Consider the following 25,851-nt stretch of genomic DNA (forward strand, 5'->3'; position numbering starts at 1 on the left):
AGCACTGATGTTATGATAAACGAAACACCAGAAAACACTATTTTAAAACTTCTTAACCCACCGGCTAAGGCAAAAGGGTCAACGCTGGTGGTTGAACTTCTGAAGACAATTCTTACGAACATTAAACTTGTAGTTAAACCCGATGACAATGAAATTTCGGAACTTTCCGATAAAACTGAGTCTCTTGTTCGTGCGTGCGATAACATCCTCAATGACATTAAAGATGATACGTCGATACTCCGCGAAAACGCTAGTGCAGGTATTCCAAAAGTCACAGTAAATACTGTTTATGCTGAGCTCTATCGCATATCCCAAACGCCCGGAGAAATTAAGAGGCATATGCCCCTATTGGTAGCCGTAATTTCCTCAATACTAATCTCAAATACGATGGAAATAGGCGGACGAAAAATTCCGTCAGGTAATATTCAATCCTGCCTACGTGAAGTAAGACGATTAGTTAAAAATCAGGCTAGTCTTACTGGTGACTCCAGGCTATCAATTTACAAATATATTGACAACGAAAGCCCAAATATCACGGGCATCCGAGTTGAACCCATTAGACGGCTATTAGGCATTTCGTTGAACCTGGAGCAGCCTCAATTTCGCAGTCGAGAGGACAAGCAGGGTGGCAACAACTCTAACAACGACGCTGAATTACCCACCGAACTCAGTACCAATGACGGGTTTCCGGAAAAGGTTCGTCTTCAGCACACCCAATCGGTAAAACTGTCAAATACGCAGGTACAGCAGTTCAGCTCGTATGGGCTTCAGTTATCGGATAGTGTCACCGAGGTTAGCCATGTACGCAGCGAGACATTGATACCTCCTGCTTTATCATCAGAGCCACTCAGCAATAGTCGGAACAGACGTAATATTGCAGCGGCTTTGCAGAGAACAAATCAATCCCTCTCTACTGACTGGAACAGACTCAACCAGTTTGACATAGCCATGCTGATTAATTCAATACTGCCGGATGAGTCCTTGAGCAGTGAGGAGCGTAACGCCGATGCCTGCCTGTTGATTCTCTTATCGCTCCTGACAGGACGCCCGCATACTGAAATCCTGATCACGCGTCTGTATACGAGTACGGAAGCAGTACCAGAGTCACTGAGCACAACGCCTATTGCACTATGCCCAAGCGGTGGATTCTGGCAAGGTCAGGCCGCTCTACCAAACCGCGAGCGACAGCTGAACCCTCAGTGGGAAACCAACCTAACCCCTACTACTGGTCAAGTGAGACTCCCAATGCCGCAGGTGATTAAACAAGCACTGGAAAAGTTCCACAGCGGTAGGTCTGGCTACCTATTTAAACAATCTGAACACCAAAATATCTCTGAATTGGCTAAGTCTCTACTGACCGACCTGAATTATGAACACGGAACTCGATTAACAATGACCCGTATTCGACAAACTCTATTCCATGCATTGTCTAATGGCGGTGGTGACTCAGTTGATGCGATGTTCATTACTGGACAAAAACCTTCGAATGGCCATCATGCTGGGGCATACTACTATAGCCCAAAAAACACCTTTCTTGCTGAACGCTACAAAACCGTTGTTAACGAAATTCTACGGGAAACTGATGCAGATCCGAACTGTACAGTATTTCGGCCAGACGCCTCTGTTACCATTGGCTCCCCCCTATCGCCAAGAACTGATCGATTACCATTACTAGTCTCCGACTTAAAACTCAATATCAAAAGGTCTAAAAAAGAAATAGGCAGTGTTAAAGGGTTATATGATCTACATAATGCATACACACTGTATACAGTTTTTCTAATCTCATTTGCGACAGGTTACCGCGCTGTGGTTTCACCTATGTCTCGGGATAGCGACTTGAATCGTGAGTCCGGTGTTATTGTTATTGCTGACAAAATTGGAAATGATCTCAATCACGCGCGTATTGTACCAGTACCAGATGCCGTTCTTGTTCAACTGGAACACTATGAAAAGCATCGAGGGCGAATGAGAACAATTCTTAACTTGTACCATTCCATCGATATTCCAATTCAAAGGCTGTTTTTTGTGGCCAAGAAGAATAAAACTCTAATCAGTGTGCCCGTTCGGCCTGAACAAATTGCGAAATATGCTAGTGAGTTCTTTGACCTTCCTATCAACATAAACCGCCATTTCTTACGTGGAGCACTTAAGGAAATGGGCGTCCATGGCGAAATTGTAGATGCATATCTCGGCCACTGGAACATTGGACAGGAACCCGTCAGCAAATATTCAACGTTTAGACCCACTGAGTACAAGGGAACCCTTCTCCCAGCACTTAATCTACTGATGTCAAAAATCGGTTTTACACCGCTACGAGGGCTGGTATGAGCAATCCAGCTTTAAAGCCTGATAGCTTCCATGGCGACGAACTCCGCACGCATAATAGAACTCAGATAGCTCAACGTGAACGCCAAAGAATTGACGAGCTATTATCAACGGATTTTCATGAATTCTCTACCGGATCTATAGTTCCAAGAGTAGATACCGAATTCATCAATACGATGTTTGGCAACATTGTTGGCGAGCAAAGCACTCGGCATCATACTCTGCGCCATAACCACCTGGTTAAGCGCATCAACGAAATTTCAATGAAATTCAATTATGAAGCTGACAATTTCAGACCTATTCAAACGCTCGGATCCGAATCGACATTACATACTCCTAAACGTTTTATAAATATGGAGTTAGGGCAAGAAGTTGAGCAATTATTTTGGCTAGATCTCAATCAGAAAGTATGCGAATCCAATTTTGATCAATTTGAACATGATACACAAAGACTGATATTTTCTATTGTATGGTTTGGTGGGATCTGCTCCATTCAACGGCTGACCTCAATCCTCAAGGTAATACCATTAGGCGCTTACCAGTATAACGACTTAGTTTGGCTGGAAACCAATGGTTCCAATGGGCTATGGCGATACCTGCCCGACCCGGTCACTCTCAAATTACTGGAGCGCTGGTACAAAGATCATGGCAAGCGATCAATTTCAATGTGTGAGAGTCCATCACTGACCACCTATCTTAGGAATATTGAATTTCCACATCGAATGACTATCAGGCAGATAATGGAAGCGGCGGAAACACGATTGTCGACTGACGTCGAAGGCCTGATTCCATATTTACTTCGACAGGTGGACTCTACCACCTCTCTCTCCCAGGAATCTTGGTTGCGGCTACTAACCAAAAAACAACCTAAAGTAAACAGTGATCTACAACTACTAGCACCCGAAGTGCCTGCCGTCACGAGCATTAGACCGTCACAAAACGGGTCAATTTCCGTTGCGTTAACTGCATCAAAACGGCTTCGAGAAATAGTTCAGGACAGTTATCAATCCAGTGGATATCAGCGTACGTTGAGAATGATCTCTGCGATACAGAGTTTAAGTGGTAAAGAATCGTTACCGACAATCATGATTGCGTTATGTTGCTGGACTGAGAAATTGCTTAAATACGGCGGAAACAGGAAGGATAAGCTCCAGCCTTCGAGCATCCTCCGGTACCTAAATACGATAAGTACTCCACTGATCGAGCAACTGTGGGATATTGAAAATTTACTAGATTTGGATCCAGAGGAATGGGAATCCTGCTACAGCAATATCATCGGCAATGCGATATCTGGCAACCAGTCATCTGACCGCTCAGACCGATTGCAGGAGTTTCATGATTTTCTGGTAGGGGCTATCGGTGCTCCCAGGATTCAACTAGCTAGTAATGGTACCGCAAGAGCCGTTGATGCAGATATAATCACTCCTGCGGAATTTCGCCGTACATTGAATCTAATTCAACACCAATTAACTGACGAAAGACTCGTCAAAACTCGACAGTTAGTGCTGATTCTGGGCTATCGCTGTGGTTTGAGGCGTACAGAAATTGCCAAATTGCAGGTTAGGGACATACAGGGTCTGGTGAGACCAAAACTGTCCAAGCCCATGTTGCTGATCCGCCCAAACTCAATGGGAAACCCCACGAGTAGCAATCTAAAGTCCCACCGAGCAAGGCGTCAATTGCCTTTACATACGCTATTAACCAGCGACGAGCTTGATCAACTCAGCAGCTGGGTTATACAACGCCAACACGAAGCCTGCGCTGATGACGTAAACCTGAGAATCCCGTTGTTTTCGAGAAACCGATTTACGGACGAATTGATCACGGATTACCAGGTATTTTCTCCGATCACCAAAGCGATCCAATCGGTTTCTAACTGTAATGATCTCAGGTTTCACCACCTCAGGCATTCCTGCATTTCCATCCTCGGGCTAAGATTTCTCGACTCCGAGTCCTCACCAACTATTCCTGAGGAATGGGCCTGTGACGATGACGGGAAAATTGCCCTACCCCACTGGGGTCGCGATTTGTACGCTGTTTGCGAGGGTGTTCCAGACGGACATTTGACTCGCCAGAGAATCAGGTTACTCAGCCTGATTGCTGGTCATGCCTCTCCTGGGCAGACCATATTCAGTTATAGTCACCTGCTCGATTACGCTTCTTATTGCCGGATAAAAAGCACCCATACCAAGCCACTGTCCAGCGACAACCAAGCGGCACTCCTCGGGGTTACTCCAGAGAGCCTGCGCGTTCGTCGTAGTCGTAACAAGTTATCAGGACCCACTACATCGGCGAAGTTATCTGCAAAGTTCCCACCTCGTTGGCCACCAGGCATTCGAAGAAAGCTCATCGGTCTTAAGATCGCACCGCTTATAAAGAACAATCCAGTATCCGCAGGGCCTGCTGTCAATGAGCAGCATCTGAGTGCATTAGCTATCTATCACATCCTCTATCGTATCGTTAGACTACAACATCAAGGTATTGAAACGGGGATCGCTATTGATCAGTCAGCTGAGCACTATGAATTGAGTCCCGAATTGGTTGAAGGGCTCTATACAGAGAGCTTGATCCTTATGCAGTCACCAAAACACAGAGGACGCTCAACAGGCTACTCAGAGGATGGTAGGCGGTCAGTAGATACGGTCAGATTCAAGAAAACTAAAGGCGGTCAGAAGCGTCCAGAGCTACCCTGTTGTCCTGCACCACCTACAAAACAAAGCGCCCTACCGCTGATCGAATACTGGTACGAGAAGTTAGTTAATTGGTATGGCTCGCAACCCGACCTAGCTTATAGAGCCCTTTTCGCTTTCGATAAATCCGCTCAACGTAGCCATACCCAAATAAGATTCAGGACCTTAAGGAAAACGAAGCGCTACAGGGTTTTGATTGATATTCTGGATCTAAGTAGTCAAGTGACTGTTAAAGTCAAGCCTTCGTCAGAGCCCCATTCAGAGGCTTCACTTATACGCTACTGGTCGCAGCAATTAAGCGTTAACTTGGATCAGGTTATAATTCTTAAGGGCCGCGAGCCTGCCGGCAATAGAAACCCAATGGGCGTTGCTCATATTGTGGTTAACCCGGTTGAGGAATTTGGGAAAGCAGCATTACAAACGACCTTGAGCGGAATACGTTTTGCAGTTTTTATGGCGCTTGTAACAATTAAGCAAAAGCGTAAATAAATTTCAAGCCTATTCCAACTGGGCGAATTAACTGCAATTTCATATATAGATCTGAGTTTAATGCAGGAGCTACGCCACTTTAGTAGTTCCTGCCCTATTTTTTCCTAAATGAGTACGTTCGTAGTCAGAGATGACCCACTGTTAAATCACGCCTAGTTCAGTGGAAAATACTGGGTTTATTCGTCATTATCTACCAACCATCCATCGATAGCCTCCCATGCATAGACAAACGCAAACACTGGAGTAATAACAGCATGCCATAACAATTGCTCGGCCGACCACCTCGTTGAAAAGTCACGTGCGATGCAGGACATTCCTAAAATATTCCCACCCATCCACAGCAAGAAGAATGATACATCCGCTTGAGTAGGACTAAATAATGATAGAGGGATCAACCAGGCGGATGACAATATCAAAATCAGCGATGGGTTAATGAAGTTGTAAGTCATTTTCAATAGTGTTGTCATGTCATTTTCCTCAAGTAACGGTATGAGGTTTTACAGTACAACAGATTGGCATCCTGGCAAGCGCTCCAAAGCCACATTCTAAAAAGCGAAGTGCAGCCTAAACTAAACACCGCGTACTGCGGGTAATGGCTAAATTAGTTAAGTCAAAGCGTCTAATAAGATGGCATCATGGCTGGCGAGTAGCGGATACCTAGACTAGTGCACTGTCATTCTTTATCGACTGGGAACAAAACATGGTTCTTAACAAAGAACTCCTCCAGTGTATCAGCCGATTTAGCAGGTCCTTCGACATCAAAATGATTGACTATACCCTCGGTTATGTAACGCTTGATAAGCTGCTCCTGCGTTAAACCTAGCTCATTTGCTGCCTTCTCAATCAAGCTTGGCAAGGTTTCTCTATCGTCGAAAGCAATGTGATATTCCATAGTACGATTCGCTTCTCTCTTTTGGTGAACTCTGACGGCTGTACGAATCATCTCCAACCGTTTACTACGACCTTTAAAAAAAACGACTGCCTTATCAGCTGTGCGCCGCACCTTACCTGCTGCGGCTACGCTACTCTGTAGCAACCACCTTCGAAATATACCGCTCTTTATTTTTTATCATTCAGCCAATGCACTTAAGACTAGTAAACATTGGTAATCCCCACTTTTACGAAGAAGGCCACTTGCAGAGCGTAGGCAACCGCGACCAGTTTCTGTTGTGGGGTAATGCCCCAGAGTGCCATGTTGGGTCGTTCGTTATTATAAGCCCAAAGCCACTGGGTTGCATGTTCCTGTACCTCGTCGATGGAGTCGAACAGATAATGGGCTAGCCAGTCATATCGCACGGCTCGGTTGTAACGCCCGATATACACATTCTGTTGAGGATTGCCTGGTTAGTTAAAGACCTAAGCAATGCACTGCACTTCACTGCTTGTTAGCCCAGGTAGCGAGTGCACCACAGATGTATTCTATATCATTGTAAAAACTGGTACATGTATTCCATTTACCACAAGTAAATGTTTTATAGTTACTTAAAGTAATTATCTTGTAGTTACTCAGAGTAAATGTCTTATATTTACTTCTGGTAACTACTTCTTATGCAATAGGAGGCATTTACCAGAAGTAAATATTTTTTAGATACCGGACTAATTAGCTGGCGAGTCCTAACCAGCACGATGGGACCTACTGAACACCGCTAAGCCAATCTCGCCACAGGCACTTCATCAAACCGGGTTGTATACCGAGGCGACAACCGCTCTTGCCTCATATCGCTCTTAGCGGTTGTGAGACCCTCACTCGCAAATTTCAGTTGCCCACGAGACTGCCGGTTCAAGCTGTCCATCAGCGCCAGCAGATGTTCACGTCCCTGCCCTGCCTCACTGCTTCTACTGCCATCAAACAGGTCAGCCTGCTGACTGCCCTGTGGGTAGAGGTCGGTCAGCATCGCACCCGCTTTGGCATAACGGAACCCATCTCGCCATATGGCCCCAAGCAACGTATCCAGGCGTTCCGTCATTGCACCGGTATCGTCCGTTGGCCAGGGCAGTCTCTCCGACAGGCTGTTTGCGTAGTAAGGATCCCCTGAAAAAGGACTGGTGCGTATAAAAATGGTGTACTGCCCTGCCAACAGGCCCTGAGAACGAAGTCGCTGGGCGGCATTGGCGGTGAATCGAACCAGGGCCTGCCTCATCAGCTCTTTATCCTCTACCCGATCGCCGAATGAGCGGGAACAGACGATCTGCTGCTGGACCGGGGCTTCTGATTCCAGATCGATGCAGGACACTCCGTTTAATTCCCGGGCAGTTCGAGCCAGTACGACCGAAAACGCTTCATGGAGAGCCTTTGGTTCACCAGTGGCAAGGTCGAGGGCCGTGTGGATGTTCAAAGAGCGAAGCCGCTTGACCAGCCTGGGTCCTACTCCCCACACGTCGGCCACGTCCGTCAGTGCCAACAGTCGTTTTTGTCGAGCCGAGTCTGTCAGGTCGACTACGCCACCGGTAGCCCGATACTTCTTGGCAGCCCGATTCGCCAGCTTGGCCAGGGTCTTGGTGGTGCTGGCCCCGACACAGACAGGCAATCCAACCTCATTGAGAATCCGCGTCTGGATTCGACGGCAAGTTCCGGTTATGTCCTGAACGCCGGTCAGATCCGCAAAGGCTTCGTCAATGCTGTAAATTTCCACTCGCGGTGCCTCTGACTCAATGATCGCCATAACCCGAGCGGACATGTCTCCATTTATGTGGAATAGAAAGTCAAACAATGTTTCAGGGGTCTATTAAGGCTCTGGTATCAATTTACTCGGTACCCAATGCAGGAAGGCCACCATCCCGAACAACTCCACCAACGACTGGAAGACGATAACCACTACGGCGACGTGCCAGGCCTCTGGAAGCGCCAGGGCGATGGGTAATACCACGAACGAGTTGCGCGTACCGAAGCTGAAGGTCAAGGCCCTTGCCGACGGCATAGGCAGTCGGAAAAGTTTGGCTAGGGTCTTGCCGAGAAAGGCTGCAAAAACTAGGTAGGCGATGAAAATCAATAGAACCTGAATCAATACGCCGCTGAGACTTGTGACCGTGGTTACCTGTGAAGCGGCGATTACAAAGACAACCAGTGCCAGTAACGGCACGGGAAGTACAGCCAGGCACTGCACCAGCTGTCTGGCGCGAGCACTTCGATGGCCTAGTCGTTCGGTTACCCAAGCCAGAACCAAGGGCGTCAAAATCAACCCGACGAAGGCGCCGATCAGGTGGCTGCTGAGCGCCGTTTCAAACTGATCCGTGCCGAGGAAAAGCCAAAGATAGAAAGGTAAGGCAAACAACTGGACCACCAAAAGCACGGGCGTGACAGCGATGGCCAGCGCGGCCTCCCCCCTGCCTAGATGCGTAAAGCTGATAAACCAGTCAGTACAAGGCACCAGCAACACCAGCATCACCCCCGCCTGTACCGCAAATGACAACGGCAGCAATGCAACAAAGATCCCCACTATAAGGGGAATAATCACAAAGTTACCAAGTAACAGTGCACTCAGAAAGCGCAAGTCCTTCAACGCTTCTCTGATTCTTGATAACGGGGTTTGAATGAAGGTCGCGTACAGCAGTACACCAAGTAACGGCCATAGCAAGGGTTCAAGCCAGGCCGAGACACCCGGCAGACCCATGCCGAGACCCATGCCCGCCAGAATGAACGAGAGATAAATCCAGGATTGCTGGCGTTCCATCCAGTCGCGCATGGATCTGTACCCGTCTCAGTGTTCCAGTGACAAGCCTGCGGCCTGCCACGCCTTTTTCCCGCCGATGTAATGGTAGACTTCGGTATAGCCGAGACTGTCCAAGCGTTTGGCGGCTCGGCCGGCGCGTTTGCAGTTATCGCTCGCACAGTACACGACGAGGGTCGCCTGCTTGTCGGGTAGTCGGCGGGGCGCCTCTTCCATGATGTCGTCGGAAACGATATTGATGGCCCTTGGCAAGTGCATCTTGGCGAACGCATCGGCGGGCAAAGTATCTATCAGGATAAAATCTAGGCCTCGGGACTGCCAATCGAGCAGGGTTGTGGTATCAATCGTTAACATGGTGAAACTCCTCCATATGACGTGGGACCACTTTTTACAATAAACGCGGTCCCACCCCACAGTGGTCGGGCAAAAATGTTACATACCTTAGGTACTTCACTCAGGCAGCATTGATTCGATGTCAGAAGCAGCGGAAGGGTAGGCGAAAGTGGCGTGTCGGATCGCATCGACACCGAGCCCGTTGCGCATGGCGAAGCCGAACAGATTAATGACTTCAGCCGCCTCGGGGCCGACCAGATGTGCACCTAGGATACGCTGGCTACCCTCTTCCACTAGTATCTTGTAGGCGTAGCAGGGTTCGTTGACGCGCCGTGCGGTGAACCAACCCGGCACTTTTTCGTGCTTGACCTTAAACTTAAGGCCTTGTCGCTTCGCGTCGGCCTCCAGCAGGCCGACTCGCGCGAGTGGCGGCAGGGTAAAGGCGACGCTAGGGATTCCGGTATAGTCCACGGTAGCCTCCTTGTTCCCGAGTAGGTTGTCGACAACCGCGTGGGCCTCTAATGCGGCCACCGGAGTCAAGGGCAAGGGGCCACCGGCAGCGTCACCAACTGCGTACACCGCCGGGTTGGAGGAACTGCGAAAGGTTTTGTCCAGCTTGAGTTTGCCGTGTTCGTGGGTGATGTTGGCGGCATCAAGATCCAGTGCTTCGAGTGCTGGCTTGCGACCGCCGCTGTGTATCACGAGATCGGTAGCGATATCGAAGCGTCCTTCCGGCCCATGAACCTGAACCTCGAAGCCATCGTTGAAATTGCGCACCGCCTTGACTTCGTGACCAAGTCGCACGTCTACGCCTAGAGCGCGGGTGCGTTCGACCAGCAGCGCGACCAAATCCGGATCGAAGCCAGCCAGCGGTTGCTCGCTCCGGTTCAGAATCGTGACGTCAACACCGGCACGGGCTGCAATATGGGCAAATTCGAAGCCGATATAGCCACCGCCGACTAATACGATTCGGTGCGGCAGTTGATCCAGTTCAAGAAAATCGTCGCTTTTTATCAGATGCTCGGCGCCTTCGATGGGTAAGCGATGCGGCTCAGCACCGGTGGCAATGACGATGTGTCTCGCCGTCAACGTTGTGTCGCCGACTTCCACGGTGTTGTGTCCGGTGAAACGGGCGCGGCCATGCCAGGCATCAATGCCTTGTTTGTTGTACGCCTGTTCGCGCTTTGCCGGCACCGGCTCTGTGAACGAGCGCTTATGGCGTTGCAGTGCGGCCCAGTCGATGCGAGTTTCGCCATCCAAAGTGTCGATGGCGCTCATGCGCTGGAAACCATCGATCACCTCGGCTGCAGCGATCAACATCTTTTTCGGGTCGCAGCCACGAAGCGCACAGGTACCTCCGAATGGACGGTGGTCGATGACCGCCACCGACCAGCCAGCCTTGCGGCAGTTAAACGCGGTCACGCTAGCCGCTGTGCCGGTGCCAATAACGATCAGGTCATAGTTGTTGTCGGTCATGGTTAATGCCTCCATAACTGGCACATTGAGTTACCTTGACACACCAGCAAAGTATTCATCATTGCTCCGGTGAACCAGACGCCGGTGCACCTCTCCAGCGCCATGCTATTGATCAAAGATCTCGTTCTGGTGATCATCACTACCTATGGTTAGACTCTTCAGTGGTTCATTAGGTTGACCCCTCATCGGATGGAGTGTCGCAGCAAACATCGTACTGTTTTTTGCGCCATAGGGCGTAGACGGTCAAGCAAATGAAAATGGCCAGTGCAGGTAACAACACGTAATCCAGATAACCAGTAAGTGCCGCCAGGCCAACGGCACCGAGCAGTATGACCAGAATGGGCGTGAAGCAGCACAGGGCAACGATAACCGTCCCAATCAGACTAGCTCGTAACAGCGTTTTGGGGTTTCTCATGTTGCGGTTCTCTATCAGAAGTAGATTGTGCGGTCATGGGGTCCCTGCTGGTATCGTGCAAAAGCTGTTCTAGCGACAGCACCAATAGACAGGTCGGGTTATGGTTAAAGTGATCGTTCATTTTTTAAGGTATTTGATCAGAGCTACAATACCCAGGCACAGTAAGGTGATCAGTAGCAGTGGCATAATCATCATTGGCAACATCATAATCCAGCCCATGCCAGACATCATGGGGCTACAGAGTTCCCAGAAGCCAGTTCCCGAAGCCGCGAAGGCGGCACCCGGAAACAGAATTAACAAGGCAAACAACGTTGTCAGTATTTTCATGGCGATCTCCTCTCATCATTTTTTGACGTAGCTGTTCATCCTGCACAACACGACAACTGCTTCACATCCTTGGTGAAGGTCTGGGCACAGAGCTTGAGGCCTTCTACCATGGTCAGATAAGGAAACAGTTCGTCAGCCACTTCCTGCACGGTCATCCCAGCCCTGATCGCCATTACGGCGGTCTGGATCAGTTCACCTGCCTCGGCCGTCACTGCCTGCACGCCCAGTAACCGGCCCGAATCGCGTTCGGCTACCATCTTGATAAAACCATGGGTGTCGAAGTTGACCAGCGACCGGGGCACGTTTTCCAAGTCGAGCACGCGAGTATCAACACTGTAGTCCAGCCTGAGCGCTTCAGCCTCGGTGAGACCCACGGTTGCCACCTGAGGGTCGGTAAACATCACACCAGGCATGGCGCTGAGATCCAGAGTTGCCTCACCGCCGGTCATATTGGTGCCCGCTCGACTCCCGCCGGCTGCCGCCACGTACACGAACTCAGGCTGATCAGTACAGTCACCGGCGGCGTAGATGCCCGGCACTGTCGTTTGCAAGTATTTATCCACCAGGACCGCCCCTTTGGCGATCTCCACGTCAATCTGATTGAGGTTCAGCGTCTCGGTGTTGGGTGTGCGCCCGGTGGCTACCAGCAGTTGATCGGCCCGCAAGGTTCCTGTTGTGGTCGCCAGCACGAATTCATTATCCGTGTAGTCCACCCGGCTTGCTTGAGTCTGGTTGAGCACTTCGATGCCTTCGCGGCGAAAGGCGGCTTCAACCGCGTCGCCAATTGCCGGGTCCTCGCTCGACAGCAGTCGGCTGCGTGCCAGTACCGTAACCTGGCTGCCCAGCCGGGCAAAAGCCTGGGCCAACTCCAGCGCCACGTATCCAGCCCCAATCACCGCCATCCGTTCAGGCACAGTCTCCAATGTCAGCGCACTGGTAGAGGACAGATAAGGCGTATCAGCCAGCCCCGGTATAGGCGGCTGTGTCGGGCGGGCGCCAGTGCCGATAAAGGCGCGATCGAAGTGAACGATCTGTTCGTCACCTTCGTTTAGCGTAACCACCAACTGATGAGCATCAATAAATCGGGCCTCTCCGTGCAGGAGAGTGATGTTCGGATGATCGCGCAAAATTCCCTCGTATTTGGCATCCCGCAGCTCGTCGACACGCGCCTGTTGTTGCCGAAGCAACGCCGCCCGATCCACGACGGGCGTTTGGGCGCTCAGGCCTCCATCGAAAGGACTCTCCTTGCGCAGATGGGCAATATGTGCGGCACGAATAAGAATCTTCGAGGGCACACAACCGATATTCACACAGGTGCCACCGACGGTACCGCGCTCAATCAGGGTAATTCGGGCACCGCGCTCGGCAGCTTTTAGTGCGGCGGCCATGGCCGCGCCACCGCTGCCGATCACAGCAATGTGCAGGTTGCTATCACTCATAAACGTTACTCCTGTGTCGACTGGTTTTGGCTTAGCGTGGACGGATAACCGGCGTTTGTGGTGGCTTGAGTCAGCGATTCGACAGAGGTTTTCGCATCATCGAAGGTGACCGTAGCGTCACGCTCTTTGTAACGGACATCGACAGAGATCACTCCCTCGACCCTATTAAGAGCGGCTTTGACTGTGAATGGACAGGCTACACAGGTCATACCGGGAACTGCCAGGGTGACCGTTTGTTGCGCCGCCAAAGCGGGCAAACCGAATAGCAGGAGCAGCGCCGTCATCATTAGTACTTTTTTCATGGGGTCTTTCCTCTTAAAAGATATCTTAATAGAACAGCGGTAAGACAAAGGGGAACGCCAGCGCGATCAGAATAAGCAGCGAGACAATCCAAAAAGCGATTCTGTATGCCGCACGCACTTGTGACACCGCGCAAACATCACCCGGTTGGCAGGCCTCCACAGGCCGGTATATCCGGCGCCAGGCAAAGACCATTGCCAGCAACGCAGCACCAATAAACCAGGGTCTATAGGGTTCCAGGGCCGTCAGATTGCCGATCCAGGCGCCTGAAATGCCCAGCGTGATTAAAATCAGAGGCCCCAGGCAGCAGGCGGAAGCGAGAACCGCTGCAACGCCCCCTGCGGCCAGCGAAGCGCGACCAGATTTGGATTCTGACATTACATTTGCTCCTTTAAGGACTTAGATGACTGCGGTAAGGTTACCCCCGTAGTCAGCTACGGAATCAAGTCCAATGTCTAAAAAAAATCGTCCAATGACCATCGGTGCCCTGGCGAAAGCCGCCAATATCGGAGTGGAAACCATCCGATATTACCAACGCAGAGGGTTGGTAACAGAACCCGAAAAGCCCTTTGGCAGCATACGTCACTATGAAGAACAGGCTCTGGAGCGCCTTCACTTCATTAGAACGGCCAAATGGCTGGGCTTCAGTTTGGATGAAATAGGAGGATTGTTGATATTGCAGGATGGAACTCACTGCGACGAAGCACGAACACTGGGTGAACAGAAATTGACCAGTGTGCGGCAGAAAATCCTGAGCCTGCAGCGGATTGAGCGAGCACTGGATGAGCTGGTGCATGAATGCCGCGTCCAGCAAGGTAGCGTCTATTGTCCCCTTATCACCTCACTCCATGACGGACTTGAAAAATTTTCGCCGGAGGAAAGACCTTAAGAGTACTCGATTAAAGCAGATTCGCCTCCGCCTTCTTTTTGCGTAGAGTTCTTAATGGGGCTGTAAAGCCAAGGGCAAGTTAGTAAGCGAATAGAAGGTTCGTGAAACAATCGAAGCAAAATCTGGATATTCTACTACTGGCAGGCTTTGTTACTTGAATGGCTTAGCGCTCTAGGTGTCATGGGTTTTGATAAACTGCTCCAGTTCAGCATTGAGCTCGGAAACACTGGTAAAAACCCGCGGCATAGCACTCGTCATTCCAGTTGAGAAAATCACACCTCTAAACCATTGAACCAAGATGTTTTTTTGGCGTGGAAATTAGGAGAATACGAGGGCGTGATGCGACTCAGTCTCCAACCACCTTGGTTCAAAGCGCGCTGAGATTGTCATAATAATACGATGGACTCTTTCAGGGTCTTGCGTCGATCGACCATCTTCAAGATGCACAAGACTAATTCTATGTTTGTCTTGCTTGATTCCTTTCAAGTGCCCATTCAAGCCAGGATATTGAAGGCCGCAAATAGACTGGTTGTACTGTTCCGCTTGTAATTATGAGCCCGACTGCCTATTCGACTTGGACAATCGGTAAGCCAGGTTGTGTGCGTTCCAAAGCCTGAACCTGAGTTTTCTCATCAACACTGAGAATAACGGCACTCTCTGGACGGATCATGTATAACACTACGATATCGACGACTTTATCAACGAACTCTGGATTATTGTTGACTTTGAAAGTTTTGAGTCGGTTTGGGCGTAAATCGGCGGCGTTCCAGAACTGTCGAACCTGCGAAGTCGTTACAACGGTTTAACACTTGCCTGTGCAATAGGAGCGGATAGTGGCCATGGTCGCCTCCTCCTGAGTCACAAAGAATTCATCTTAGCTCAATAGCGCTCCAACCAATTAATGTTGAATGGAAAATCAAGTCAGGTAGCGTTCGCATGCTGACAACCAGACCGTTGAGCTGTTGATGCCGGATTCATAACCATAATAAGACGATCAGGATGCGAAAAACATGCAGAAGGTAGTGGTCTGAAGCAATTCTGGTGCTCCAATTTAGTTCATACTTATTTCCGTGTATGTAAAGAGTGAGTTCCGTGTAAGTAAAGAGTGAGCCTAAAGAACTATTTTTAGATAAGCTACGGGACTTCATTGTGCTTATAGGTATTTGCTCAATACCACACCATAATTGAGTATGTGTCGACTAAAGGTGTTGAAGCAATGAAAAAAGACACTAGGAATACGCACTGCCTCTTAACAGGGAGCTGTGGGATTCTAACGATTGCTGACTTCAATTTTTTGTAAAGACCGATATAACGTAGTGTGCTTTAAAGACCAAGAGCAATCATATTTTACCAAATACATACATATATGCAGACAGGTGAACTGTTGTTCGAGCCAATAAGTGTAGTAGAAAAATCACACAGTAAGCGATGTATCATGTTAAATAAGTTAATGTATAAATCCCGAAGACCTTCCTTGTGGCATACTATTTGCCTCGCTCTGTTAACCTATGTAATACTTGCTGTCGCTTTATGGCCTTCACCAGGTCAATCCGTAGTCGTTGAGATTCCAGCTAGGCTGGAATTTAAAAGCTCTGAACCTCTGCCGTCGGCAAAGAATGAATCTACAAGAGAAGTCACTATCGAAGTCCAACCAGGTGATTCACTCTCCAATGTTTTTGAGCGAGCTGGTGCGGGCGTTAGTATTCTCTACCAGTTGTTGGCTGACGAAAGCATAAACACACTGCTTGAGCAAATATTTCCCGGGCAAACATTCAAATTCACCTACCAGTCTGAAAATACGCTGAACAATGTAACATTTAGTCAGTCAGATTTGTCCAGGTATCGTATAGACATCAACGAAGAAGGGTTTGGGATTGAGTCAATTGTCGAAGATCCCGAAGTTTATACCCGCTTTACCCAAGCGACCATAGACTCATCGTTCTATCTCGCCGGAACCAATGCTGGTCTCAGTGATGGCTTGATTATGGAACTCGCCACGCTGCTTGGCTGGGACATAGACTTTGCAAAGGACATTCGCGCTGGCGATCGTTTTTCGGTGATCTATGAGGAGCACTATTTGAACGGTAAGAAACTCAGGGACGGCCCCATTTTGGCGGTTCGCTTCCACACGCAAGGCCGGGAAGTGACGGCATTGCGCTACACCGACGCTAGCGGCAATACCGAATACTACTCGCCTGGCGGCAGTAGTGTTCAAAAAGCTTTTTTGCGAAACCCCATGAATGTATTCCGCGTTTCTTCACGCTTTGATCCCAATCGACGTCATCCAGTCTTGAACACCATTCGTGCCCACAAGGGTACAGACTATGCAGCTCCTCGCGGGACTCCGATTAAGGCCACGGGAGAAGGTAAGATTATCCATGCTGGTCGCAATGGAGGGTATGGTATTGCGGTAATCCTGCAGCATGGTAGTGGAATTCGTACGCTATATGCCCACATGAGCAGTCTCGCCGAGGGCTCCCGTTCAGGTAATCGAGTTAAGCAGGGCCAAATTATTGGCTATGTCGGCGCTACGGGCATGGTTACTGGCCCTCACTTACACTACGAGTTTCAAGTTAACGGTGTTCATCAAAATCCTCAGACAGTAGAGTTGCCGACAGCAAATCCGTTAAATGAAGATGAGCTGAGATCGTTCGAGATATTTGCTGCTAATTTGAACGGGCAGTTGGATGCTTTTGACATGGACTATGTTGCGAGCGGATACGGAAAGTAGAGTCGACCTAGTGAGTAGGATTGGCGACTCCAACCACGTATTTTTAGGTCGGGCAACGAAAACAAATTTACTAGGGGGCGCTAAATTGACTGGACACAGTGACAATCACAGCCACAGCCACAGCCACAGCCACAACCATGGGACAGGCAAGGCATTGGTATTTGCCCTGCTATTCACTACTGGCTTCGCGGCAGTCGAGGTGGTGGGTGGCTTGCTGGCTGATTCGCTAGCACTCCTTTCTGATGCTGGTCACATGTTAACGGATTCATTGTCGCTGGGGGTGGGTGCCTTCGCCGCATGGCTCGCGAATAAGCCTACTTCACGCAAACACTCATTTGGCTTGCAACGCGCGGAAGTACTTGGCGCACTATTCAACGTTGTATTCATGTTTGCCGTTGTTTTCTACATCGCTTATGAGGCCATCAACCGTTTTATCGATACGCCAGAGGTTAACGGCGGACTGGTCCTGGTTATTGGAAGCCTTGGTTTTCTGGTAAATGTGATCGTTGCTTGGGTGTTAATGCGGGGCGAGCAGACAATGAATGTGCGCGGTGCACTGCTGCACGTTTTCGGTGACTTGTTAGGTTCAGTGGCGGCCATAGGCGCCGGTTTGACCATCTACTTGGGAGGGCCGGCTATGATTGACCCGCTTCTCTCATTGTTCGTTTGCTTTCTGATTCTTATATCGGCCAGTCGCTTGTTGCGTGAGGTGGTAAGGGTGTTGATGGAAGCGGTGCCGACTGGTATCAATTCTTCGGCGGTCGCAAATGCGATAACGGAAGTTGAAGGAGTAAAAGCGATTCACGACATGCACATTTGGAGTTTGTCCTCAAACAGTCATGCGCTTGCAGCCCATATCGACTTGGATTCCATGAAACAGTGGGAGAGCATTCTTCCACAGTTACAAACGTTACTCAGAGACCAGTTCAGCATTGCCCACAGTACCTTGCAACCGGAAGACGCCGCTGTTCGGGATGCATGTGATGCAGATCCTGATTGCGGTAGTCAGAGCTCGAAAAAAGTTGTCTAGTTACAAACCTCGGCCTTATTGACCGTCCTGAGGAATTGACCTTCTTGACACTGTCTATTCTGCTGGGAGAGTATCGTGTGTTTAAATTCTATTAGTGAGGGCGAAGCCATGCCTAAGATCTCAGGACTGAGCAAGAGGTATATTCATGTCTTGATATGGTCCATTGTTTTTGTGTGGGGGATGCCTGCGTGGGCGCACGACTACAGCACAGGAAGTCTAAGAATTATTCACCCTTGGTCGAATGCCAGCCCACCTGGAGCGCCAGGAGTAGGTTACATGGTCATTTTGAATGAAGGCAGTCAGCCGGATAAGCTAGTATCAGTGAGTGCCGACTTCGCCCAAGTGTCAGCCCACAAGACAACAGTTAAAGATGGCATGGTCCAAATGACTCCTATGACTGATGGTGTTGAAATCCCCGCTAACGCGAGCGTTAGCTTCGAACCAGGGGGGCTGCACCTGATGTTGATGAATCTCTCCACTCCGCTTCGATCCGGCGAAGAGCGTCCAATCACGCTGGAATTTGAGAAGGCGGGATCAATATCAGTCAATTTCAAAGTCATGGGTATGGGCGATGGAGAGGCCATGGATCATGGTAATTGACCAATTCTCACCCACTCTGTCAATCACCGCCAACGAGGGTTTCCCGTGCCAGAGTATTTAATGTACCTCCTGCCGTATGAGTTCTCCTGGCTCGCGGTTGTATTCTTTGGCGGGACTGGCTTGTTGTTTGTTCGCGGCCAGCGAGTGTTGGCGCAGGCTGGAACGCCATTGCCAGGTTGGCGGATTGCGCTGTTTTGGCTTGGGTTCGTATTGGCCTATTCAGTCATGCATACGCAATTTGACTATTTTGCTCAGTTCATGTTCTTTATTCATCGCATTCAGCATTTGGTGCTGCATCACTTGGCGGCCATACTTTTGATGGCATCGAACCCTTGGAAGGTATTATCTGCCGGTTTTCCCGAGGGAAGAACGAAGCATATTGTCGCACGGGCACTTAGCTCTCGTGTGATTCAGATCCCTTATCGTATCATTCAGTTCCCACCACTGGCAGGATTCATTTTTGTAGGCCTGATTTTTTTCTGGCTGATGCCCGAGGTCCATTTTAAAGCGATGCTGAGTCAACCCCTGTACTTGGTCATGAATTGGTCGATGTTCCTGGATGGAATCCTGTTCTGGTGGTTAATTTTAGATCCTAGGTCACCGGTCAGGGCCAAGACTCTCAGCTTCGGAAAACGTATCATAGTGATTTGGTTTGTGACGGTGCCCCAACTGGGGCTTGGTGCCTATATTGTTACGAGCCCGGCAAATCTTTACGATATTTACGATCTCTGCGGTCGGGCTTGGCCCATCGCGCCTCATGATGATCAGGTACTGGGAGGAGTTCTTACCTGGATTCCACCCGGCATGATGGGTGTATTGGTTATGGTGGTGTTGCTCAGGCGGATGTTACATCAATCCGAGCAAACTAAAGTGCGACCCGCATAGACATTATAGAAAAGTAGGGAGTATACGGTGATAAGAGTTATTTCATGGGTAGCGCCAATACTACTGGCCTTGATGGTTGCATCCTGCAGCAACAATGATGTCGCTTGGAAAGGGTCCGACATAAGAGGAGTTATGCCGGATCTATCGTTCGAGTTGATATCGGAGTCAGGCCTGGACGTCAATCAGGAGACTTTTCTCGGCAAGGCTACGCTAATGTTTTTCGGCTTTACAAATTGCCCCGACATATGTCCCGGAACATTGCAAGGGCTGGCAAGCGCCATTGAGGCGTTGCCAGAGGAGCGCCAAGATGAGGTTCAGGTCTTGTTTGTAAGCGTTGATCCAAGCCGCGACACACCGGATAGACTTAAAGCCTACACCGACTTTTTCGGCCCTCAGGTTACCGGCTTGACAGGTACCGATGACCAGCTTTCCGCCTTGGTCAAGCGGATGAGGGCTACCTACGGCTATGGTGAAGCCGATGAAAATGGTAATTACGCCGTATCCCACAGCTCGGCGATTTACGGCTTCAATGCTGACGGTGAAGCTCAAGTTCTTCTTAGGGGAAACCAGCCGATTTCTGATCTGACTCATGATATTCAACTGTTACTACAGGCTTCTTAAAGAGGCATGGCACCATGCAGGTAAAATTGGTACCGACCTTGTAATCGTCGCTTTCGTACCGGTACCAGTTGGTGCATTTCAATCCTGAACACTTAAGACATCTATCATGAGATGCATACCCAATGATGAACGATAGTGATGTAAGTGGATGGTGGCTACTTCTCGCGGCCTGGCTCCTGGCGGCGATCGCTTCAATTTCGGCCATCTATATCGGTGAAGTTCTGGGTCAGTCTCCTTGTGTACTTTGCTGGTTCCAGCGGACCTCTATGTTCCCGCTGGCTGTAGTGTTGGCGGTAGCTTGCTTTAATTCAGATTTGACTGTGTGGCGATATGCACTTCCTCTTGCAGTCATTGGAGCCCTGTTTGCTTTGTCACACTCACTGCTTTATGCCGGAGTCATCCCTCAATCCATTCAGCCCTGTAGTGCTACAGGTCCATCCTGTTCGGGTGCCGGAATGACAATTTTAGGCGGGTTGCCACTTCCATACCTGGCGTTCGCTATCTTCACAGCCATAATAATTTTGCTTTTGTTAATCCGTAGGAGAATGCTCCCATGAACCGTCGTGCTATCGTCGTCGCAATAGGTATGGTAATGATTGTAGCTTTCGGAGCTACAGTCTTTTTCAAACGGCAATCTCAACAATCCGCAGCAACTGCTGAAAAACCTGTAGCCTCAGCGCTAGCAGTTGAAAATGAACAGGATCTGGTGCGGTTTCATTCGCCTACTTTTGGGCCTGCCGACGCACCTGTAACAATTGTTGAATTTTTCGACCCTTCCTGTGAGGCGTGTCGGGCTTTCTACCCAATTGTTAAGCAGATACTGTCGGAATACCCAGATCAGGTGCGGTTGGTCTTGCGATATACTCTTTTTCACCAAGGCTCTGAAGAAGTCTCACGCATTTTAGAAGCAGCTCGCATTCAAAACGTCTATCAACCAGTGCTTGAAGCAGTGCTGGAGGCACAGCCTGCCTGGCATGATGCCCCTCAAGTTACAAAAGCTTGGGAGGCTGCGGAAGCATCTGGTCTGGACATAGCCAGAGCTCGCGAAGACATGCAATCTGCACGAATAGATGCCATCCTTGAGCAAGACATGCTGGACGTAAGAGCCTTTGGGGTACAAGGTACACCTACTTTCTTCGTGAATGGCCGTCAACTGACCGAATTTGGTTCTGAGCCATTACTCCGTCTCGTACAGAAGCATCTCCCCGACAGACAGAACTAATGTGTGGAAGCTTGAAGCGGTGAACCTCCTCCTGACAACGGAGAGATTAGAGATTGCGGAAACGTTGTTCCGTAACATTTGGGGTCGCTTACTTGGCAGCCTGGTTTAAGATTTGGATAGGCAGAACACTGTGATAGCGTTGCTGGCCAAAGAAAGGGAGCTAAATTTATGAATAGTGAACTAAAAAAATACTATAGAGATGAGCTGTCAGCGGCCGCCAATTTCGAAGCATTGTGTGATTACAGTACAGCCTTCAAGCATCTCGAACGGGCGCATATCCTGAGCCAGAGGTTCACCTTAGCACATGCCGCCACTCACTTAAGGATGCTGAGGCTTGGTTGGCGAACGCGCGATATCCGTGAGACAGTGGGGCAAATAACCCGAACTGTTGCTGCTTTGTTGTTTTCCAAAATCTGGGTTCCAGTCGGCAATACGGGCCGGGCAAATGTAAGTGCACTTAAACCGATGCCCATTCCGGAAGACTTGGCTGATGTGCTGAAGAAAGCAAATAGCAGATGAACTAAACTTGAAATACATTGTCTAACATCGCTTTACATTTTTGACGGAGTAGTGTTTCCAGAATTTCCTGTTAGTCTATTTCACTGATAAAGTGACACCAGCCATTATATAGAATATATGCTAGGGGCAATGACTGTTATCCTCTTGGAATAGCTTCAAAAATAGCTCTCATCTGGAATGCAGTTCAGTATTTGACTAGATTGCCGAAGCCATTATTAGAAGAAGAATTTCTAGTGAGCGCGTAAACCAATTTCTGGGCTTACCGTTTTCCAGGCGAAGGCTTTAATCCATAAAAGAGAATCACAAAAAAGACCGTGGGTAGCAATCTCTCCTAATTCTTTGTTAGTCAGGAATTGATAGGCATGTGCTCAATAGATTCATGCGCTCAGAATTGATACACAACATTCTGCTCGAAGTGCTTTCCCGAGCGAGTAGAATGAATTCGGGGGCAATTGCGATGTCAGTAGAGTTTTCAGTCAGCCTATTCCAGTCTCACCAATTGTGACCAAGGTAGTCCAAAACATGATAGCAGGATACTCGGTTAATCAGTTCTTCGTGGTGCCGTCGAGGACAAAATCTCAGATGATGTCCTCCACTTTGTAACGGTTCTCACAGATCATATTGGCCAGTGCAACTGAGGCCACGGCTGCAATTCGAATGAAGTCTAACGCTGGAGCCTTTACTATTCGCTCAAGGGGGACTCGGTGCTCCTCACACACCCACGGTATAAAAGTGGGGAATCCATAACAGACTGCCCGTTTGTCAATAATTGTTAAATTAGCCACTTGGCAGATTTAGTTGTCATTTGCAGTAGCCCGAATATGGTCGATAACACGTACAATGAGTGACCTTCGCCAGTAATGGGTATTAATTAACCCTTCAGTGCCAGGATACGCCTGGCTCCGTTGAGTACGACGAGACCTGCGATGGTACCGATTATCAGATCCGGGTAGTTGGAGCCGGTCAACGCGACCAGAGCTCCGGCGGTGATCACCCCTAAATTGATCACCACGTCGTTGGCCGAGAATATCCAACTCGCCTTCATATGTGCCCCACCTTCACGATGTTTGAATATAAGCAACAGACAACTGGTATTGGCAATTAATGCGACAAGTGCGATAAGCATCATAACCAGTGATTCAGGATCACTGCCGTATAAAAAACGTCTCACCACCTCTGCGAGTACGCCTACAGCTAGTATCAATTGGAGTACGCCTGCAAGATGCGCGGCACGTGCCTGCAGAGTAACACTACGCCCAACTGCATAAAGGGCAAGCCCGTACACTGCTGCATCGGCAAAATTGTCCAGGGACTCTCCAATCAAACCTGCAGACTGGGCGGCTAGACCGGCACTCATCTCCACGATGAACAGAAGTGCATTGATACCAAGCAACCAGCGCAGGGTGCCGGACTCTTGGGTGGCAGAGGTTGCCGAGGATACGGTAGCTTTGACTGTTTCCGGGTCGGCGGCTGAGGTATTCTTCAGAGAGGCTCCCAACCCCAAGGAAGTTAACTTCGCAGTGATAGTGGCAGCCTTTCCATCGTGCACGACCTCCAGCTGGCGATTCGACAAGTCGAAGGCCAACGCCTGAACCTCTTCAAAGCCGTTCAAGGCGAGGCGGATCATTCGTTCCTCTGATGGGCAGTCCATCTTTGGAACGGTATAGACACTGACCCACTTCCCCGAGGCTTGGGAAGGGTCATTCTTATCGGATTCTGCTCGGAGTGGCTCATCGTTGCCACAGTGGTCATTACAGGGCTTGCTCATAATAGTGTTCTATTCGTTAGATATGATGCTACCATTAGAAACCATATAGTAACTATAAGGTCAATAGGGTTGAGAGACTTTTGAAGGGGGATCCTGATGCGAATTGGTCAGCTGGCAAAATCTATAGGGGTTGATACACAGACAATCCGCTACTATGAACACCAAGGCTTGCTACCGTCGCCTGATCGGCAGGAAAACGGATATCGTGTGTATACAGACAAGCATGCCCAGCAATTGGCCTTCATACGTAGCTGCAGAATGCTGGACTTGTCACTAGCAGAGATCTCCGAACTTCAGAGCTATCAAGATGACCCTCATCAACCGTGTACCGCTGTAAATGATTTGCTAGATGTTCACATATGTCAGGTAAGGTCACAGATAACTGCGCTACAAGCACTTGAGAAGCAGCTCGTCTCACTGAGGGCGAACTGCAATAGCGACCGAGAAGTTGAGGCGTGTGGAGTTCTTGCTGGAATTAGCGAGGGAAGCGTGCATCAGCGCTGATGTTTGAAGCATCAACGAGAACACATATTAGGGTTCTATCTTGCCTCGTTTAACGTATACCTAGTCAAACTGAATAGGAGCCAATAAATACTATGCACGGTCTCGACATAATCCCAATTTTTTTGGCGTCAACGTTTGTAGCTTCGATAGTTGATTGTCATGCCAAATTGATGTTTTTCTCAGTGTGGTGAATAGCCTTTCCTTAAACACGATTCAATACTCGCATGGGATACGATAGGTCTGGAGGATAGAGTCAAATTAAAACTGCCTGCCATCGGAGTACCGATTGGCCAGGGGACGAAACTTTTCCTGCCAAACGCTTTCATTGACAACGCCGACATGGCGAAGGCGAACTATACCATCTTGGTCGATAAGAAATGTCTCAGGTGCTCCATAGACACCAAGGTCCAGGCCCAGACTTCCATGCTGGTCAAAAATAGTGGCCTGATAAGGGTTCCCCAAGTCTTGCAACCACTTTTTTGCAGCACTCAGATCGTCTTTGTAATCCAGTCCAATTATCCGAACACCGCGGTCCGCCAGCGCCATTAAATACGAATGCTCATCCAGACAGGCGGGGCACCAGGTACCCCATACATTGAGTAAGCTAATCTGACCTTTAAAAATGTCTTGGTTCAAATATTCTCCAGGTTGTTCAAGCCAGGGAAGCTCAAAGTTCGGTACAGGCTTTCCAACTAGAGCTGAGGGTCTTTCTTGGTTGTCCAACGAAAAGCTGTTCCAAAACAGAATAGCCAAGCCTAGAATTACCACAAGAGGAAGAAAAAACACAACTTTTCTCATTGCTTTCATGCTCTCCATTGCCTGCTTAATGACAGGCGTACGTGTTTATCCGATTTTTCCGAGTGCCGGAAACCAGTTCAGCATCCAAGAAGCCATCAATGTCAACTTACCAGTAATCATTGCAACCCCCATCAAGATCATGATCAGGCCAGCGGCAATATGCAAATACCGACTGAATCGGCCCAATGCTCGTAGACGTTTTTTGAAAGACTCCATAAAGATCGAAACAATCAAGAAGGGAAGTGCCAGCCCCAGAGAGTAGACACTTAACAGCAAGACACCTTGTTGTGGATCTCCCGACAGTGAGCTCATGGCCAGAATAGTTGCCAGAATAGGACCTATGCATGGAGTCCAGCCGATTGCAAACGATATGCCCAGTAGAAATGCAGTTGTCGGATTGCTGGATCGTGGTGTCAGGTGCAGCCGGAACTCACGTTGCAAAACGTTGATCCTGATCAGGCCGGTCATGAAAACACCGAGCACAATGATCAGACTGCCGCCAATAAGCGTAGCCTCGTACCGGTACTGCTGAAGCATGCCACCCACAACGGTGATACTGGCGCCTAGAGATATAAAAACAATTGTAAAGCCCAGTATGAAAAACACGCTGAGTAGCAAATGAGGCCAGCTTTCTTGTTGGTTCTGCGGGTTGGATTGACCTGTTGCAGTAACAAACGACAAGTACCCCGGTACCAATGGCAATGTACAGGGTGACAAAAATGAAATCAGTCCTCCCAGAAAGGCGCCGAGTAATCCGATATTCGCTATATCCATTCCGTTGTATCCCGTTTAGATTTCTTCATAAAGTTACATGCCTAAATA

At 49.2% G+C, this 25,851-nt stretch carries 26 protein-coding genes and 1 pseudogene; 12 read left to right on the top strand and 15 right to left on the bottom strand.

What is annotated here, in order from left to right:
- Positions 1–12: 12 nt before the first annotated feature.
- Positions 13–2,328 (top strand): site-specific integrase, encoded by a 2,316-nt coding sequence (locus tag EP166_RS11655; protein ID WP_127557118.1) that lies wholly within the window; start codon positions 13–15, stop codon positions 2,326–2,328.
- Positions 2,325–5,504 carry a site-specific integrase gene (locus tag EP166_RS11660; protein ID WP_127557120.1) on the top strand — a complete coding sequence of 1,060 codons (3,180 nt, stop codon included), beginning with the start codon at positions 2,325–2,327 and terminating at the stop codon, positions 5,502–5,504. Before EP166_RS11655 ends, EP166_RS11660 begins: the two co-directional genes overlap by 4 nt.
- Positions 5,505–5,680: 176 nt before the next feature.
- Here the strand turns inward: EP166_RS11660 and EP166_RS11665 are convergent, their stop codons facing one another.
- From EP166_RS11665 to merT, 12 genes and pseudogenes are all read right to left on the bottom strand, one after another.
- Positions 5,681–5,971, bottom strand: coding sequence for a hypothetical protein (locus tag EP166_RS11665; protein WP_127557122.1), 291 nt, complete (start codon positions 5,969–5,971; stop codon positions 5,681–5,683).
- A 206-nt stretch (positions 5,972–6,177) separates the two neighbouring features.
- Positions 6,178–6,396 carry a hypothetical protein gene (locus EP166_RS11670; protein ID WP_127557124.1) on the bottom strand — a complete coding sequence of 73 codons (219 nt, stop codon included), beginning with the start codon at positions 6,394–6,396 and terminating at the stop codon, positions 6,178–6,180.
- Between the two features lie 200 nt (positions 6,397–6,596).
- A pseudogene (locus tag EP166_RS11675) lies at positions 6,597–6,848 on the bottom strand (integrase core domain-containing protein); the annotation flags it as partial.
- A 302-nt stretch (positions 6,849–7,150) separates the two neighbouring features.
- Positions 7,151–8,182 (bottom strand): DinB/UmuC family translesion DNA polymerase, encoded by a 1,032-nt coding sequence (locus tag EP166_RS11680; RefSeq protein WP_127557128.1) that lies wholly within the window; start codon positions 8,180–8,182, stop codon positions 7,151–7,153.
- A 48-nt stretch (positions 8,183–8,230) separates the two neighbouring features.
- The gene (locus EP166_RS11685) at positions 8,231–9,187 is read right to left on the bottom strand and encodes an arsenic resistance protein (protein WP_127557130.1); all 957 of its coding nucleotides are present in this window, start codon (positions 9,185–9,187) and stop codon (positions 8,231–8,233) included.
- Positions 9,188–9,202: 15 nt separating this feature from the next.
- Entirely contained in the window at positions 9,203–9,526 is a 324-nt protein-coding gene (locus EP166_RS11690) for a rhodanese-like domain-containing protein (protein WP_127557132.1), read from the bottom strand.
- Positions 9,527–9,622: 96 nt separating this feature from the next.
- The gene (locus tag EP166_RS11695; RefSeq protein WP_127557134.1) at positions 9,623–10,981 is read right to left on the bottom strand and encodes a dihydrolipoyl dehydrogenase family protein; all 1,359 of its coding nucleotides are present in this window, start codon (positions 10,979–10,981) and stop codon (positions 9,623–9,625) included.
- 169 nt (positions 10,982–11,150) lie between these two features.
- Positions 11,151–11,396 (bottom strand): mercury resistance system transport protein MerF, encoded by a 246-nt coding sequence (gene merF / locus EP166_RS11700; protein WP_127557136.1) that lies wholly within the window; start codon positions 11,394–11,396, stop codon positions 11,151–11,153.
- A gap of 117 nt (positions 11,397–11,513) precedes the next feature.
- Positions 11,514–11,723 carry a hypothetical protein gene (locus EP166_RS11705; RefSeq protein ID WP_127557138.1) on the bottom strand — a complete coding sequence of 70 codons (210 nt, stop codon included), beginning with the start codon at positions 11,721–11,723 and terminating at the stop codon, positions 11,514–11,516.
- A 35-nt stretch (positions 11,724–11,758) separates the two neighbouring features.
- Positions 11,759–13,162 (bottom strand): mercury(II) reductase, encoded by a 1,404-nt coding sequence (gene merA, locus EP166_RS11710; RefSeq protein WP_127557140.1) that lies wholly within the window; start codon positions 13,160–13,162, stop codon positions 11,759–11,761.
- A gap of 5 nt (positions 13,163–13,167) precedes the next feature.
- Positions 13,168–13,464 (bottom strand): mercury resistance system periplasmic binding protein MerP, encoded by a 297-nt coding sequence (gene merP / locus EP166_RS11715; protein WP_127557142.1) that lies wholly within the window; start codon positions 13,462–13,464, stop codon positions 13,168–13,170.
- Positions 13,465–13,489: 25 nt separating this feature from the next.
- The gene (gene merT, locus EP166_RS11720) at positions 13,490–13,840 is read right to left on the bottom strand and encodes a mercuric ion transporter MerT (RefSeq protein WP_127557144.1); all 351 of its coding nucleotides are present in this window, start codon (positions 13,838–13,840) and stop codon (positions 13,490–13,492) included.
- Positions 13,841–13,913: 73 nt separating this feature from the next.
- Here merT and merR point away from each other — a divergent pair, with 73 nt between their 5' ends.
- The 9 genes from merR to EP166_RS11765 all read left to right on the top strand — a co-directional run bounded on the left by merR (position 13,914) and on the right by EP166_RS11765 (position 21,959).
- Entirely contained in the window at positions 13,914–14,351 is a 438-nt protein-coding gene (merR, locus tag EP166_RS11725; RefSeq protein WP_127557146.1) for a mercury resistance transcriptional regulator MerR, read from the top strand.
- 1,474 nt (positions 14,352–15,825) lie between these two features.
- Positions 15,826–17,082, top strand: a complete 1,257-nt coding sequence (locus EP166_RS11730; RefSeq protein WP_220432552.1) for a peptidoglycan DD-metalloendopeptidase family protein — start codon at positions 15,826–15,828, stop codon at positions 17,080–17,082.
- An 85-nt stretch (positions 17,083–17,167) separates the two neighbouring features.
- Entirely contained in the window at positions 17,168–18,112 is a 945-nt protein-coding gene (locus EP166_RS11735) for a cation diffusion facilitator family transporter (RefSeq protein WP_220432553.1), read from the top strand.
- Positions 18,113–18,292: 180 nt separating this feature from the next.
- Positions 18,293–18,712 (top strand): copper chaperone PCu(A)C, encoded by a 420-nt coding sequence (locus EP166_RS11740; protein ID WP_281276799.1) that lies wholly within the window; start codon positions 18,293–18,295, stop codon positions 18,710–18,712.
- Between the two features lie 60 nt (positions 18,713–18,772).
- The gene (locus tag EP166_RS11745; protein WP_127557153.1) at positions 18,773–19,597 is read left to right on the top strand and encodes a cytochrome c oxidase assembly protein; all 825 of its coding nucleotides are present in this window, start codon (positions 18,773–18,775) and stop codon (positions 19,595–19,597) included.
- Positions 19,598–19,729: 132 nt separating this feature from the next.
- Positions 19,730–20,218, top strand: coding sequence for an SCO family protein (locus EP166_RS11750; RefSeq protein ID WP_220432554.1), 489 nt, complete (start codon positions 19,730–19,732; stop codon positions 20,216–20,218).
- Positions 20,219–20,343: 125 nt separating this feature from the next.
- A complete protein-coding gene (locus EP166_RS21700) occupies positions 20,344–20,775 on the top strand; it encodes a disulfide bond formation protein B (protein WP_342775637.1) in 432 nt (143 codons plus the stop codon).
- On the top strand, positions 20,772–21,440 hold the full coding sequence (locus EP166_RS11760; RefSeq protein ID WP_127557157.1) for a DsbA family protein: 669 nt from the start codon (positions 20,772–20,774) through the stop codon (positions 21,438–21,440). The genes EP166_RS21700 and EP166_RS11760 overlap by 4 nt, the downstream gene beginning before the upstream one ends.
- A gap of 168 nt (positions 21,441–21,608) precedes the next feature.
- Positions 21,609–21,959: a DUF3703 domain-containing protein gene (locus EP166_RS11765; RefSeq protein WP_127557159.1), complete on the top strand. Its 351-nt coding sequence runs from the start codon at positions 21,609–21,611 to the stop codon at positions 21,957–21,959.
- An 871-nt stretch (positions 21,960–22,830) separates the two neighbouring features.
- Here the strand turns inward: EP166_RS11765 and EP166_RS11770 are convergent.
- Positions 22,831–23,727, bottom strand: coding sequence for a cation efflux transmembrane domain-containing protein (locus EP166_RS11770; RefSeq protein WP_127557161.1), 897 nt, complete (start codon positions 23,725–23,727; stop codon positions 22,831–22,833).
- A gap of 96 nt (positions 23,728–23,823) precedes the next feature.
- Here EP166_RS11770 and cadR point away from each other — a divergent pair, with 96 nt between their 5' ends.
- A complete protein-coding gene (gene cadR / locus EP166_RS11775) occupies positions 23,824–24,231 on the top strand; it encodes a Cd(II)/Pb(II)-responsive transcriptional regulator (RefSeq protein WP_127557163.1) in 408 nt (135 codons plus the stop codon).
- Positions 24,232–24,489: 258 nt separating this feature from the next.
- Here cadR and EP166_RS11780 read toward each other — a convergent pair whose 3' ends face one another.
- Positions 24,490–25,038: a DsbE family thiol:disulfide interchange protein gene (locus EP166_RS11780; protein ID WP_281276791.1), complete on the bottom strand. Its 549-nt coding sequence runs from the start codon at positions 25,036–25,038 to the stop codon at positions 24,490–24,492.
- Positions 25,039–25,074: 36 nt separating this feature from the next.
- Positions 25,075–25,803 carry a cytochrome c biogenesis CcdA family protein gene (locus tag EP166_RS11785; RefSeq protein WP_127557165.1) on the bottom strand — a complete coding sequence of 243 codons (729 nt, stop codon included), beginning with the start codon at positions 25,801–25,803 and terminating at the stop codon, positions 25,075–25,077.
- Positions 25,804–25,851: the final 48 nt, after the last annotated feature.

This window comes from Saccharospirillum alexandrii (assembly GCF_004000275.1).
Lineage (GTDB): Bacteria > Pseudomonadota > Gammaproteobacteria > Pseudomonadales > Natronospirillaceae > Saccharospirillum > Saccharospirillum alexandrii.

What these genes read in the sequence shown, in the direction of transcription:
- EP166_RS11655 (WP_127557118.1), top strand. Translation starts at nt 13, where the DNA reads ATGATAAACGAAACACCAGAAAACACTATTTTAAAACTTCTTAACCCA.
- EP166_RS11660 (WP_127557120.1), top strand. Translation starts at nt 2,325, where the DNA reads ATGAGCAATCCAGCTTTAAAGCCTGATAGCTTCCATGGCGACGAACTC.
- EP166_RS11665 (WP_127557122.1), bottom strand. Translation starts at nt 5,971, where the DNA reads ATGACAACACTATTGAAAATGACTTACAACTTCATTAACCCATCGCTG.
- EP166_RS11670 (WP_127557124.1), bottom strand. Translation starts at nt 6,396, where the DNA reads ATGGAATATCACATTGCTTTCGACGATAGAGAAACCTTGCCAAGCTTG.
- EP166_RS11680 (WP_127557128.1), bottom strand. Translation starts at nt 8,182, where the DNA reads ATGTCCGCTCGGGTTATGGCGATCATTGAGTCAGAGGCACCGCGAGTG.
- EP166_RS11685 (WP_127557130.1), bottom strand. Translation starts at nt 9,187, where the DNA reads ATGCGCGACTGGATGGAACGCCAGCAATCCTGGATTTATCTCTCGTTC.
- EP166_RS11690 (WP_127557132.1), bottom strand. Translation starts at nt 9,526, where the DNA reads ATGTTAACGATTGATACCACAACCCTGCTCGATTGGCAGTCCCGAGGC.
- EP166_RS11695 (WP_127557134.1), bottom strand. Translation starts at nt 10,981, where the DNA reads ATGACCGACAACAACTATGACCTGATCGTTATTGGCACCGGCACAGCG.
- merF (WP_127557136.1), bottom strand. Translation starts at nt 11,396, where the DNA reads ATGAGAAACCCCAAAACGCTGTTACGAGCTAGTCTGATTGGGACGGTT.
- EP166_RS11705 (WP_127557138.1), bottom strand. Translation starts at nt 11,723, where the DNA reads ATGAAAATACTGACAACGTTGTTTGCCTTGTTAATTCTGTTTCCGGGT.
- merA (WP_127557140.1), bottom strand. Translation starts at nt 13,162, where the DNA reads ATGAGTGATAGCAACCTGCACATTGCTGTGATCGGCAGCGGTGGCGCG.
- merP (WP_127557142.1), bottom strand. Translation starts at nt 13,464, where the DNA reads ATGAAAAAAGTACTAATGATGACGGCGCTGCTCCTGCTATTCGGTTTG.
- merT (WP_127557144.1), bottom strand. Translation starts at nt 13,840, where the DNA reads ATGTCAGAATCCAAATCTGGTCGCGCTTCGCTGGCCGCAGGGGGCGTT.
- merR (WP_127557146.1), top strand. Translation starts at nt 13,914, where the DNA reads ATGTCTAAAAAAAATCGTCCAATGACCATCGGTGCCCTGGCGAAAGCC.
- EP166_RS11740 (WP_281276799.1), top strand. Translation starts at nt 18,293, where the DNA reads ATGCCTGCGTGGGCGCACGACTACAGCACAGGAAGTCTAAGAATTATT.
- EP166_RS11745 (WP_127557153.1), top strand. Translation starts at nt 18,773, where the DNA reads ATGTACCTCCTGCCGTATGAGTTCTCCTGGCTCGCGGTTGTATTCTTT.
- EP166_RS11750 (WP_220432554.1), top strand. Translation starts at nt 19,730, where the DNA reads ATGCCGGATCTATCGTTCGAGTTGATATCGGAGTCAGGCCTGGACGTC.
- EP166_RS21700 (WP_342775637.1), top strand. Translation starts at nt 20,344, where the DNA reads ATGAACGATAGTGATGTAAGTGGATGGTGGCTACTTCTCGCGGCCTGG.
- EP166_RS11760 (WP_127557157.1), top strand. Translation starts at nt 20,772, where the DNA reads ATGAACCGTCGTGCTATCGTCGTCGCAATAGGTATGGTAATGATTGTA.
- EP166_RS11765 (WP_127557159.1), top strand. Translation starts at nt 21,609, where the DNA reads ATGAATAGTGAACTAAAAAAATACTATAGAGATGAGCTGTCAGCGGCC.
- EP166_RS11770 (WP_127557161.1), bottom strand. Translation starts at nt 23,727, where the DNA reads ATGAGCAAGCCCTGTAATGACCACTGTGGCAACGATGAGCCACTCCGA.
- cadR (WP_127557163.1), top strand. Translation starts at nt 23,824, where the DNA reads ATGCGAATTGGTCAGCTGGCAAAATCTATAGGGGTTGATACACAGACA.
- EP166_RS11780 (WP_281276791.1), bottom strand. Translation starts at nt 25,038, where the DNA reads ATGAAAGCAATGAGAAAAGTTGTGTTTTTTCTTCCTCTTGTGGTAATT.
- EP166_RS11785 (WP_127557165.1), bottom strand. Translation starts at nt 25,803, where the DNA reads ATGGATATAGCGAATATCGGATTACTCGGCGCCTTTCTGGGAGGACTG.